Source organism: Streptomyces albiaxialis (genome assembly GCF_039530985.1).
In the GTDB taxonomy this organism is placed as follows: Bacteria; Actinomycetota; Actinomycetes; order Streptomycetales; family Streptomycetaceae; genus Streptomyces; species Streptomyces albiaxialis.
The window spans coordinates 215913-226236 of sequence record NZ_BAAAPE010000009.1; the positions used below are offsets into that span (position 1 = coordinate 215913).

A 10324-nucleotide genomic window follows, 5' to 3' on the forward strand; every position below is an offset into this window, starting at 1 on the left:
GCGGTCACTCCTCCCAGGGCGACGGGACGCGCTCGTTCACGGAGCTGATGAGCGCGCGCAGGTCGACGCGGACCAGGTCGACGTCGGCGATGCTCAGCGTGAGGCTGCCGGTGACGACGACCCCGGTGCCGATCAGCCGGTCCAGCAGGTCGACCAGCGCGATCTCGCGCTGCTGGAGCGCGGTCATGTGGGCTCCGGCACGCCGGCCCCGTCCCCGGACGCGTCGGCGTCATCGGAGGTGTCACCCGCGGCGTCGGCGGGGGCGTCCGCGGTCTCCGCCGCGAACGAGTACGGGGCCCAGGGTCCCGTGACCTCCACGCGGACGTCCGGCTCTGACGCCGCGAGCCGTTCGAGCAGCTCCAGGAACGCCTCGCTGCGGGCGCCCGGCACGAGATACGAGGCGTTGAGCAGGTTCCGCCCGGAGGCACCGGAGAGCTTCGGGTTCTGCGGCCGGTGCAGCCGTACGTCCTCGGCGTCCCGGGCGAGCGCCGCGTGGAGCGCGTCGGCGAGCCGCTCGGCGTCCGCCAGCGCGCTCTCGCGGGCGGTGACCTGGCTCCTGCGGCGGCGCAGATAGTCGCGCCCGCTCACCGGCGCCGACGCCGACGGCTCGGGCGGCGGCTCCTCGGGGCGCTCGGTGGAGACCTTCACGCCCCACTCCACACGTCCCTCCAGCCGGTCCAGCGTGCGCCGGAAGCGCGGGCCGCCGTCGGCGAGCATGCGCCGTACGCCCTCGTCGTCGCGGTAGACGGTGCCGAGGCGGAGCGGCAGCGGGCAGGTGAGCCGGGTCAGCGCGTCGACCACGGCCTGATGGGCGCGCGCCGTGCCGGAGAGCCAGTCCAGGTCCTCCAGGTGCGCGCGCAGCGGTTCCTCGGCGAAGTCGGCCTCGGGCACCAGGCTGATGACCGCCTGCAGACCGTCGTGCAGCAGGGTGTGCGGCACGGTGCCGTCCACCCCCCGCAGTTCGGCGGGGAGCGGCTCGTCGAACGGGCGGGTGACGGCGTAGACGTAACGCAGCTCAGCGCTCACGGGGGCTCGCCTCCTCCAGCTCCTCGACGCGGTGCCGCAGCCGTTCGTTCTCCTTGGACAGCTCGCGGCGGCGGGCGCTCGAACTGAGTGCCGGGTCCTCCTCCCACCAGTCGATGCCCATCTCCTTCGCCTTGTCGACGGAGGCCACGATGAGGCGCAGCTTGATGGTGAGCAGCTCGATGTCGAGCAGGTTGATGCGGATGTCGCCCGCGATGACCACGCCCTTGTCGAGCACCCGCTCCAGGATGTCCGCGAGGTTGGAGCCGTTGCGCTCGTACGGCTCGGGCAGTCGGCTCGGGGTCGTCATGCGCGGCTCTCCTCGGTCTCCGCCCCCTCCGGTTCTTCCTCCGCGGACGACTCCTCCTGCTCCTCCTCCTGCTCCTGCTCGTCCTTCTGCTCGTCCTTCTGCTCGTCCTCCTGCTCCTCCGTCGCGCCCCGCAGGGTCACGTGGCGGGCGTAGTGCTTGAGGTCGAGGCGGGCGCGGCGGCCCTGGGCGCGCCAGATGTTGCCCGTCTTCTCGAACAGCCCCTTGGGGTAGTACTCGATGACGAGCAGCACCCGGGTCAGGTTCTCGCCGAGCGCGTGGAAGGTGACGGCGCCCTTGGTGGTGCCCTTGGCGCCCTCGGAGGTCCACGCGACGCGCTCCTGGTCGGACTCGTCGGTGATCCGGGCCTTCCAGCTCCGGGTGGACCAGAAGATCTTGAGCTTCCAGTCGGACGTGGTCCCGTCGGCGACGGCCACGTCCTGGACGCCGCGGGCGAAGGTGCTGAACTCCTCGTAGCGCGTCCACTGTTCGTACGCCTCGCGCAGGGGCACGCCCACGTCGACCTGCTCCATGATGACGGTCGGCTTCCTGCCGCCGCCCGCACCCTTGCCGCCCTTCGAGGCCATGCCCTTGACCAGGCCGACCGCCGTGTCCTTGAGGCGGGAGGCGCCGATCTCCAGGGCACCCCGCACGGGGCCCTTGCCCTGGAGGGTCTTGCGCCCGCTGTCGAGGGCGAGCTTCGCGAAGCCCGGGCTGCGGCCCTCGGCCACGTCGTCGAGCTTCGAGGTGGTCGAGCCCAGCTTGCGGCCGAGCCCCACGAGCAGCCGTTCGGCCTCGGCCGTCATCAGGCCCTGGAACTCGGACCTGAGCCGGTCCGTCGGCGCTCCGTTCCTGTGGTCAGCCATCGCCGCGCCCGCCCTTCTTCGCCGTGCCCGCCTTGGCGGGCGCCTTCTTGGCGGCCTTCTTCGCGGTGCCGGTGGTCTTCCTCGCGGTGCTCTTCGAGGCGTTCTTCGCGGTGCCGGAAGCGCTCTTCGAGGTGTTCTTCGAGGCGTTCTTCGAGGCGTTCTTCGCCGAGCCGGCCGTGTCCTTCGCCGTGCTCTTCGCCGTGTCCGCGCCCTCCTTCGCCTTCGACGACGCCAGCTCGCCCGCGTGGGCGACGCGGTCGCGCACGTCCAGGGTGCGTGCGTGCACCCGGTCGGCGAGGTTGTTGATCTGGCGGTCGACGAGCGCGCCCGCCGCGGCCCTGCCGGTGCCCCGCAGGTCCTCGCGGAGCTGGTCGCCCAACTCCTTGAACTGCGGGTTCTTCTCCAGCAGATCGGTGGCCAGGCGCCCGATGTCACGCGGGTTCAGCTTCATCCTTCTGCCGGCCACCATGGTGCCGACGGCGAAGGCGAGCTTCGCCTTCTTCGTACGGCCGAGGACGTATCCGCCGCCCACGGCCAGTCCCAGTGCGAGCCTGTTGTTCACGTCAGTGGTCCCCAGTCCTCCAGGCGTGCGAGCAGTTCGTCCTCACGCCGGTCGAATTCGTCCTCGTCGATCTCGCCCGCCTCCAACTGATCCGTGAGGTGGGCGAGTTCGCGCTGCACGGTGGCCGGGTCGCGGTACTGGCGCTCGGCCTCGGCCTGGACCTGCCGCAGCACCCACGCCGTGCCGCGTACGGGCGCGGCGGGGAGCAGCAGCAGTTCCTTCAGCAGTCCCATGTGCGGTGCACCCGGGCGTCAGCCGACGAAGCTGTACGGCGGCAGCGGGCCGCTCACGCGCAGCTCCAGGTGGGGCTGGGCCTTCTGGAACTCGTCGAGCGCGGCGACGAACCGCTGGGCGGCGTCCCGGTCCACGAGGAACGAGTCGTTCGCGAGCCATCCCGTGCTCTCGGGGCCGGGGCTGACGTCGTTCGCGAGGGGTTCGAGGGCCTCGCGCAGCAGGTGTGCGTCCTCGGCCTCGCGTTCCTTGACGGCGCCCGCCACCTGCTCGCCGAAGCGCAGTCGTTCGTCGTAGGTGCCGCCGCCCGCGGCGCGGTTGGCCTCGCTCGCGGCGCGCAGCGCCGGGTTGTCGGCCATGACGCGGTGCAGCACGGCCTCCTCGTCATGGGTGGCCTTGACGTTGTACTCGACGGTGTTCTCCAGCGCGTCGAGCCGCTCCCTGAAGTGGTCCGCGCGCTCGGCGAGGACCTCGGAGACGGCGCCGTCGTCGTCGGAGACGCTGCCGAACCGCATGGGCAGCACGGTCTGTGCGGCGCCCGCGTGGCCCAGCACGGTCTGGTGGGCGAGCAGTTCCCTGCGCTTGGGGGTCAGTTCCTCGGGCGCGTCGCTGACGATCGCCGCGAGGCCGGACTCCTCCACGGCCCTCACCGGGCGCTGTCCCACGCCGGTCAGCTCCGCGGGGAACTTCGTCCCGGAGGCGCGTGTGATGCCGTAGACGTACGTGCTCACTCGCTGTCTCCCTTCTTCCTGCGGGACCGTCCTGCGGTCTCCTCCTCGCGCTGGCTCTCCTCACGGGCCTGGCGGTAGGCGTCGGAGACGGTCTGGGCCGCGCCGCTGAGCGCGCCCTTGGTCTTGCCCCGCGAGCCGGACTCGGTGATCTCGCCGACCATCTCGGGCAGTCCGGGGCTCTTGTTCCGGCCGGACTCCAGGTCGAGCCGGTTGGCGGCCTCGGCGAACCGCAGATAGGTGTCGACGCTGGCCACGACGACCCGGACGTCGATCTTCAGGATCTCGATGCCGACGAGCGAGACGCGGACGAACGCGTCGATGACCAGTCCCCGGTCGAGGACGAGTTCGAGCACGTCGTACAGATTGCCGGTGCCACCGCCTTGCTGTGCTGCCGGAGCGACAGTCATGGGGCACGGCCCTCCTTCGTTGTGGATGATGCGGAACGGTTCGGTTTCTTACCCTTCACGCTGAAGGTCCCGGGTATCCCGTTACGGCCTGGTCAAACGGCGGGCGGCCGGGCCCAGTTCAGTCGCGGGCCTGCGGCCTGTCCCGGTGCCGGTGGGCGGCGAGGGCCTCGCTGAAGGCCCGGGTGAAGTCGCCCGAGACCGGGCCCTCGGTCCGCTCGGAGACCACGCCGTGGTCGGCGACGGCCTCGCCGGGCCCCTCGGCGAGGCGCAGTCCGGGCGCCTCCAGCGCCTCCAGCGCGGCGACCCCGGAGCCGGAGGCGGCGACGGGCTTGCCGTGCCGGTAGGCGTCCCGGACGAAGCGCAGCACGGCGCCGTTCGGCTGGGCCGACGGCGCGTCGGGGCCGGGGCCGCCGGGGACGTACACCGCGTCGTAGAGCACGGAGGCGACGGTCATCAGGGAGCGGTCCACGGCCTGCGGCTCGCCGTCGCGCCCGGCGATCGTCCCGTCGCGCGGGGCGAGGGCCTCGACGACGGCGCCCTGCGCGGCGAGCACGTCCCGTACGGAGACGACCTGTTCGGCGTCCACGCCGTCGTCGACCAGGACCGCGACCTTGCGGGTGCGGATCGAGCCGTCGCCGGGCGCGTTCTCCAGGCTGAGCGCGGGCGACACCTGCTTGTGCGTCGCGGCCTCGTCGGCCGGGGGCGCGGGCACGCCGACGCCGGTGGCGACGGCGGAGGCCAGGGCGTGGTCCACGCCGTTCAGCTCGCCGACGACGCGTTCGCGGACGCTGACGGCGCCGACCTTGCCCAACTCGAAGCGGAAGGCGTCCACGATGTGCTGCTTCTCCCAGGCGCTCGCGCTGTGCCAGAAGAGCGCGGCCTGGCTGTGGTGGTCGCGGAACGAGGCGCTGCGGGCGCGGACCTTCGCGCCGTCCACCCGGGTCGCGTGGTGCGCGAAGGCCGCGCCCTCGGGCCCGCCGACGGCCGGGCAGCCGCCGCCGAGGGAGTTCTTCGTGTAGCTGGTGCCGCGGTGGATCGCTGTCTGGTGGAAGCCGTCGCGCTGGTCGGTGGAGACGGGCGCGAGGGGCCGGTTGACGGGGAGCTGCGCGAAGTTGGACCCGCCGAGCCGCAGGAGCTGGGTGTCCAGGTACGAGAAGAGGCGGGCCTGGAGCAGCGGGTCGTCGGTGAAGTCGATCCCGGGCACGATATTGGCCGTGTGGAAGGCGACCTGCTCGGTCTCGGCGAAGAAATTGTCGGGGTTGCGGTCCAGGACCATCCGGCCGACCGGGCGGACGGGCACCCGCTCCTCCGGGATGAGCTTCGTGGCGTCGAGCAGGTCGAAGTCGAAGGCGAACTCGTCGGTCTCCGGCACGAGCTGCACCCCCAGCTCGTACTCCGGGTACTCGCCCGCCTCGATGGCCTCCCACAGGTCGCGCCGGTTGAAGTCGGGGTCGCGGCCCTGGCACTCCTGGGCCTCGTCCCACACCAGCGAGTGCGTGCCGAGCCGGGGCGTCCAGTGGAACTTGACGAACGTGCCGCGCCCGTCGGCGTCCACCAGGCGGAAGGTGTGCACGCCGAAGCCCGGCATCATCCGGTAACTGCGCGGGATCGCGCGGTCGGACATCAGCCACATGACCGCGTGCAGCGTCTCGGGCTGGAGCGAGACGAAGTCCCACAGGGTGTCGTGCGCGGAGGCGCCGGTGGGGATCTCGTTGTGCGGCTCGGGCTTGAGGGCGTGCACGAAGTCGGGGAACTTGATGCCGTCCTGGATGAAGAAGACGGGGAAGTTGTTCCCGACGAGGTCGAAGTTCCCCTCCGACGTGTAGAACTTCGTGGCGAACCCCCGGACGTCCCGCACCGTGTCCGCCGAGCCGCGCGGGCCCTGCACGGTGGAGAAGCGCACGAAGACGGGAGTGTGCACGGAGGGGTCCTGGAGGAACGCGGCCCGGGTGAAGGAGGCGCAGGACTCGTACGGGTAGAAGTAGCCGTACGCGCCCGCGCCGCGCGCGTGCACCACGCGCTCCGGGATCCGCTCGTGGTCGAAGTGGGTCAGCTTCTCGCGGAAGTGGAAGTCCTCCATCAGCGTCGGGCCCCGCTCCCCGGCCGTGAGCGCGTCGTCCGTGTGGTCGACGGCGGTGCCCTGGTCGGTGGTGAGCGGGACCTCGGCGGGGTCCACCGCCCGGAAGTCGTCGTTCTGCCGCTGTTTCCTGTCCTTGCCGTGCATGGGCGTGGCGTCCGTTCCCTTCGCTTCGCTCACATCAGGTGCGTACGGCCGGTGAGCCAGGCGCGTACGCGGTCCGCGAGCCCGGCGCGCGGGCCCGTGGCCCCGGCGCCCGGGTCCATGGCCCTGGCGCCCAGCTCGGCCCGTTCGCCGGGGGTGAGGGCCGCGCGCAGCCGGGGGAAGACCTCGTTCTCCTCCTCCACCACGTGCTCCTGGACCTGGCGCATCAGCGTGGCGACGTCGCGCGCGAACGCGGTGTCCGTGGGGTCGGCGCCGTCGAGCGCGTCGATCGTCCGCCCGACCTCGGCGTGTTCCGCGAGCTCCCGCGCGGCGATCTCGTCGCCGTCGGGCAGCACGCGCCGGACCACGGGGTACAGGTGCTCCTCCTCGGCCGCGGAGTGCCGCTCCAGCCCGGCCACCACGAGGTCCACCAGTTCGCGCCGGCGCACGGGGTCGCGGCTCGCCTCGAACGCGGCGAACATCCGCTCCGTCTCGCGGTGGTCGCCGACCAGCAGCTCCAGCACGTCCTGCTTGTGCGCCATGACGCCTCCTCGGCCTCTCGGAAGCCCCGGCGGGGGTCCGTGGAGGACGCCCCGCCGGGTCCAGGGGAGAACCCACCGGGTAACCCGGGCGCGGACGGCGAAACGGCGCGCGGCACGGCGCCGGTCCCCGGCGCCGTTTGGCCCGGGGAGCGGCGGCTACCCGGGCGGCATGCGAACCGCCGGAGCAGGCGCGGGAGGGAGCCGAGGGCGCCGATTTCGGCCGGCTTTATGGCGATCGGATAGGCAAGAGGCAGCGGGGATTCTTCGACTCCCACCGCGACAAGGTGCCGCCACGGCCGCGCGACGGCGGCCGTGGGGCCGCGAGTTGAGAAGGTGAGTACAGGTGCAGGACAGCGACATCACGACGGTCGCGCGCGAGACCTCTCCGCCACCCGGCGGACGGGTCCTCGTCGTCACGGCCCGGAGGACGTGGCCGCGCCGTACGGACGGCCCGATGAGCTACGGGCCGTACCGCCCGGCCGACGAGAACGACCCGGAGGCGCACATCTTCCGCGGCGAGGACTGAGCCGGGGAGAAGGCACAGACGGCATACGACGAGAACGACCGAGCACGGAGGAGGGGCACGGCACCGGCCGTGCCCCTCCTCCGTGCGCCCGCCCGGGCCGTGCCGCCCGGGCGGTGCCGCCGCTCACGCCAGCTCGGGGTGGCCGAACAGCGGTGCGTAGCCGCTGGGCAACTGGCTGATGAGCTTGTTCAGCTCACCGCCGGTCACCGTGTCCCGCACGGCGCCGCAGACCGCCTCCGCCTGCCGCCGGGCGATGTCCGCGTTCTCCGCCCCGGTCGCCTCCCGCACCCGTTCCAGGAACTCGGCCCCGGTCCAGGTCTCCGCCCCTCCCCCGGTGTGGGTGAGCGGAGCCGTCAGCTCGTCGGGGAGCTGGGCGGCGAGATGGCGCGCGGAGTTCGCCTGGAGCCGGGTGCCGAGCAGCACGGCGACGGCCTCGGTGACCCGCGCGGCTTCCTCGTTGTCGGCGCAGGAGGCCTGCTCCCGCACCTGTGCCAGGAATTCTCCGTAAGTCATCTGCGCTGTTCCTCCCTCGCGGTTGTGCTGCCTCCCGCGGTACCCCTCGCACCCGGGTTCACTCCGTACGAACGGGGGCACCCGGCAGGTTCGTACGCGCAGCCGAGGAGAGGGGACACGGATGAGCGGCGAGCGGCAGAGCGGCGGGAGCCGGAAGAAGGAGCGCCCGGACACGGCGGAGCTGCTCCGCTCGGCCTGCGGCACCTTCGCCGAGCTGACCGGGCTGGAGCCCGAGTCGGTCATCTCGTTCGCCCCGGTGGAGGACGGCGGCTGGACCCTCCGGGTCGAGGCCGTCGAGCTGAGCCGGGTCCCCGACACCATGAGCCTGCTGGGCCTGTACGAGCTGACGCTGGACGGCGACGGCCGCCTCACCGGGTACAGCCGCCAGGAGCGCTACGAGCGCGGCCGCGCCGACCCCCGCCCCCGCTCGTAGCCCTCCACCTCGCTCTCCTCCGTGCTCGCCTCCGCCTCCTCCGTGCTCGCCTCCGCGCTCGCCTCCTCGCAGTCCTCCTGCGGCAGCGTCCGTTCGCGCAGGTGCGTGGTGAGGCGGTGGGCGATCAGCAGCCAGGAGCCGAAGAGCGCGGTCGTCTCGGGGTCGTCCGACATGCGCTGGGGCAGCTCGGTGCGCAGCCGCCGGTAGGTGGCCTCGGCCGCGTGCACCGCCTCGGTGAGTTCGCGGCGGGCCTCGGCCGCCTCGCCCCCGGATCCCCCGGCGCCCTCGACGACCATGCGGCGGTAGGCGCCGAGCGCGGTGGCGACCTGGCGGAGCATCTCGGCGTACGGGCCGGTGACCCCGGAGTCGGGCACGGCCCGGTCGCGCCGCTCCTCATGGGTCTGCACCACGAGCCGCCCGAGGTCGATGACGTGGTCGGCGACCTTGTCGAGGGTGACCAGCACCTCGGCCGAGACCGTCTCCAGCCGCCCGATCCGGTCCCGGTGGGCCCGTACGGGGTGGAAGCGGCGGCTCTCCTGGCTCCATTCGAGGGCCGACCGCACGCCCCGCACCAGGGAGGGGAGCCGCCGGGCGCGCGCGTACCAGCGGTGCGCCCGCTCGCCGTCCCACGTGTCGTCCACACCGTCGGCGATGGCGAGGAGGATCTCCTCGGCCTCGCAGGCCACGCCGCGTACGGCCTCCCGGGTGCTGCGCAGATACTTGGGCGGCCGGACGAACGCGTTGACGCAGACCCCGACGGCGGCCCCCGCGAGCGCCGCTCCCGCCCGCTCCCCCGCGCCGGCCAGGGTGACCTCGGGCGAGGCGAGGGTGAACAGCCCGGCCGTCGCGCCGTAGATGCCCTGCGTGCCGAGCCGGGGCCAGTTGCCGAGGAGCAGCGTGACGGGGAGGACCACGGCCATGGCCGCCATCCGGTCGTCCAGCGTGCGCATCACCAGCGTGGCCAGCAGCGTGCCGACGAGGATGGCCGCGGTCTGCTGGCCCGCGTGGGCGAGGGAGCGGTAGACGGTCGACTGGACGAGGACGATCGCGACCCAGGGCGCCATGAGGGCGAGGGTGCTGTCGAGCACGAGGCTCGCGCCCGTCCAGGCGACGAGGGCGGCGAACGCGGCCTTCAGCGACTGGAACACCAGGTCGCGCTCGCGCCCCGGCCCCGTCGCGGCCGCACGCGCGGAACGGCCGATCCCCCGTGCTTCGCCCGACACGGCCCGTGCCACCGCCCTCGCTCGAACCATGGCGCTACAAGTGCCACGGGGAGGCCGGTCCTATGCGGGCTCCGGCGCGCGGGCCCGTACCGCGTTCGCCGACGCGTTCTCGGCGCCCCGGATGAATCCCGTCAACGCTCCGTCAGAACGGGGCCGGAGCGCGCGGCCTGTCCGTAGGGTCCGGCGTATGGGACACAACGGACAGGCCGCGCCCGCGCGCCGGGCGCGGGACGAGCGCTGGGCGGCGGAGCTGCGCTGGGTGTCGGCGGGCACGGCGTTCCTGCTGGCCACGCTGCTCGCAGCGGACTCCGTCTACGGCCGTCTCACCTGGCAGCGCGGCGCCCTGTGGGCGGGGCTCGCGGCGCTGCTCTTCGTGGTGCTCGTGCCGCCCCGGGTCACGGCGGGCGCGGGCTGGCTCGCCTCGCGCGGCGTGCTGGGCGAGCGACGGGTGCGCACCGACCGGCTGGTGGCGCTCCACTGGCCGGAACTGCGGGGCGGGACGGCGCGCCCGGTCGTCCTGCGCGACGAGGACGGCGCCAGGCTGGAGCTGGACGTCCGGGTCCTGACCTCCGCGCCCGCCGTATGGCTCCTGCTGGAGGAGGGCGCCCGCGCCTCCCTCCGCCACGGCACCCTGCTCCAGGGCGCCCACACGCTGGAGCACCTCGCGCTGCGCGTGGAGGAGGAGACGGCCCGCGCCGTCTTCCACGCCTCGGGCCTCTCGGACGCGCTGTAGAGCTGC

At 73.2% G+C, this 10324-nt stretch carries 15 protein-coding genes; 3 read left to right on the forward strand and 12 right to left on the reverse strand.

Annotated elements, in window-relative coordinates; all coding sequences use genetic code 11:
• Positions 1–4: 4 nt before the first annotated feature.
• From ABD343_RS19035 to ABD343_RS19080, 10 genes are all read right to left on the reverse strand, one after another.
• A complete protein-coding gene (locus ABD343_RS19035) occupies positions 5–187 on the reverse strand; it encodes a gas vesicle protein (protein ID WP_344529699.1) in 183 nt (60 codons plus the stop codon).
• A complete protein-coding gene (locus tag ABD343_RS19040; protein ID WP_344529701.1) occupies positions 184–1026 on the reverse strand; it encodes a GvpL/GvpF family gas vesicle protein in 843 nt (280 codons plus the stop codon). The genes ABD343_RS19035 and ABD343_RS19040 overlap by 4 nt, the downstream gene beginning before the upstream one ends.
• Positions 1016–1333 (reverse strand): gas vesicle protein, encoded by a 318-nt coding sequence (locus ABD343_RS19045; RefSeq protein ID WP_344529703.1) that lies wholly within the window; start codon positions 1331–1333, stop codon positions 1016–1018. The genes ABD343_RS19040 and ABD343_RS19045 overlap by 11 nt, the downstream gene beginning before the upstream one ends.
• The gene (locus tag ABD343_RS19050; RefSeq protein WP_344529704.1) at positions 1330–2196 is read right to left on the reverse strand and encodes an SRPBCC family protein; all 867 of its coding nucleotides are present in this window, start codon (positions 2194–2196) and stop codon (positions 1330–1332) included. Before ABD343_RS19050 ends, ABD343_RS19045 begins: the two co-directional genes overlap by 4 nt.
• Positions 2189–2758, reverse strand: coding sequence for a DNA primase (locus ABD343_RS19055; protein ID WP_344529706.1), 570 nt, complete (start codon positions 2756–2758; stop codon positions 2189–2191). Before ABD343_RS19055 ends, ABD343_RS19050 begins: the two co-directional genes overlap by 8 nt.
• Positions 2755–2991, reverse strand: a complete 237-nt coding sequence (locus ABD343_RS19060; RefSeq protein ID WP_344529708.1) for a gas vesicle protein GvpG — start codon at positions 2989–2991, stop codon at positions 2755–2757. The genes ABD343_RS19055 and ABD343_RS19060 overlap by 4 nt, the downstream gene beginning before the upstream one ends.
• Positions 2992–3009: 18 nt before the next feature.
• Positions 3010–3720 carry a GvpL/GvpF family gas vesicle protein gene (locus ABD343_RS19065; RefSeq protein WP_344529710.1) on the reverse strand — a complete coding sequence of 237 codons (711 nt, stop codon included), beginning with the start codon at positions 3718–3720 and terminating at the stop codon, positions 3010–3012.
• The gene (locus tag ABD343_RS19070; RefSeq protein WP_344529712.1) at positions 3717–4127 is read right to left on the reverse strand and encodes a gas vesicle structural protein GvpA; all 411 of its coding nucleotides are present in this window, start codon (positions 4125–4127) and stop codon (positions 3717–3719) included. The genes ABD343_RS19065 and ABD343_RS19070 overlap by 4 nt, the downstream gene beginning before the upstream one ends.
• A gap of 118 nt (positions 4128–4245) precedes the next feature.
• Positions 4246–6351 (reverse strand): catalase, encoded by a 2106-nt coding sequence (locus ABD343_RS19075; protein WP_344529975.1) that lies wholly within the window; start codon positions 6349–6351, stop codon positions 4246–4248.
• Positions 6352–6380: 29 nt separating this feature from the next.
• The gene (locus ABD343_RS19080) at positions 6381–6890 is read right to left on the reverse strand and encodes a hemerythrin domain-containing protein (RefSeq protein ID WP_344529714.1); all 510 of its coding nucleotides are present in this window, start codon (positions 6888–6890) and stop codon (positions 6381–6383) included.
• A 343-nt stretch (positions 6891–7233) separates the two neighbouring features.
• Here ABD343_RS19080 and ABD343_RS19085 point away from each other — a divergent pair, with 343 nt between their 5' ends.
• Positions 7234–7416, forward strand: coding sequence for a hypothetical protein (locus ABD343_RS19085; protein WP_344529716.1), 183 nt, complete (start codon positions 7234–7236; stop codon positions 7414–7416).
• Between the two features lie 123 nt (positions 7417–7539).
• Here the strand turns inward: ABD343_RS19085 and ABD343_RS19090 are convergent, their stop codons facing one another.
• The gene (locus ABD343_RS19090) at positions 7540–7929 is read right to left on the reverse strand and encodes a DUF2267 domain-containing protein (protein WP_344529718.1); all 390 of its coding nucleotides are present in this window, start codon (positions 7927–7929) and stop codon (positions 7540–7542) included.
• A gap of 121 nt (positions 7930–8050) precedes the next feature.
• Here ABD343_RS19090 and ABD343_RS19095 point away from each other — a divergent pair, with 121 nt between their 5' ends.
• Complete coding sequence (locus tag ABD343_RS19095) at positions 8051–8362, forward strand: gas vesicle protein GvpO (protein WP_344529720.1); 312 nt, start codon at positions 8051–8053, stop codon at positions 8360–8362.
• On the opposite strand, the gene ABD343_RS19100 is transcribed toward ABD343_RS19095, so the two are convergent.
• Entirely contained in the window at positions 8323–9585 is a 1263-nt protein-coding gene (locus tag ABD343_RS19100; protein WP_344529722.1) for an FUSC family protein, read from the reverse strand. The two genes, ABD343_RS19095 and ABD343_RS19100, sit on opposite strands and share 40 nt — an antisense overlap.
• Before the next feature lie 187 nt (positions 9586–9772).
• On the opposite strand from ABD343_RS19100, the gene ABD343_RS19105 reads away from it, so the two are divergent.
• Positions 9773–10318: a hypothetical protein gene (locus tag ABD343_RS19105; RefSeq protein ID WP_344529724.1), complete on the forward strand. Its 546-nt coding sequence runs from the start codon at positions 9773–9775 to the stop codon at positions 10316–10318.
• The last annotated feature ends 6 nt before the right edge of the window (positions 10319–10324 follow it).

Coding starts and splice junctions, on each gene's coding strand:
- ABD343_RS19035 (WP_344529699.1), bottom strand. CDS start 187: ATGACCGCGCTCCAGCAGCGCGAGATCGCGCTGGTCGACCTGCTGGAC.
- ABD343_RS19045 (WP_344529703.1), bottom strand. CDS start 1,333: ATGACGACCCCGAGCCGACTGCCCGAGCCGTACGAGCGCAACGGCTCC.
- ABD343_RS19050 (WP_344529704.1), bottom strand. CDS start 2,196: ATGGCTGACCACAGGAACGGAGCGCCGACGGACCGGCTCAGGTCCGAG.
- ABD343_RS19060 (WP_344529708.1), bottom strand. CDS start 2,991: ATGGGACTGCTGAAGGAACTGCTGCTGCTCCCCGCCGCGCCCGTACGC.
- ABD343_RS19070 (WP_344529712.1), bottom strand. CDS start 4,127: ATGACTGTCGCTCCGGCAGCACAGCAAGGCGGTGGCACCGGCAATCTG.
- ABD343_RS19075 (WP_344529975.1), bottom strand. CDS start 6,351: ATGCACGGCAAGGACAGGAAACAGCGGCAGAACGACGACTTCCGGGCG.
- ABD343_RS19080 (WP_344529714.1), bottom strand. CDS start 6,890: ATGGCGCACAAGCAGGACGTGCTGGAGCTGCTGGTCGGCGACCACCGC.
- ABD343_RS19090 (WP_344529718.1), bottom strand. CDS start 7,929: ATGACTTACGGAGAATTCCTGGCACAGGTGCGGGAGCAGGCCTCCTGC.
- ABD343_RS19095 (WP_344529720.1), top strand. CDS start 8,051: ATGAGCGGCGAGCGGCAGAGCGGCGGGAGCCGGAAGAAGGAGCGCCCG.
- ABD343_RS19105 (WP_344529724.1), top strand. CDS start 9,773: ATGGGACACAACGGACAGGCCGCGCCCGCGCGCCGGGCGCGGGACGAG.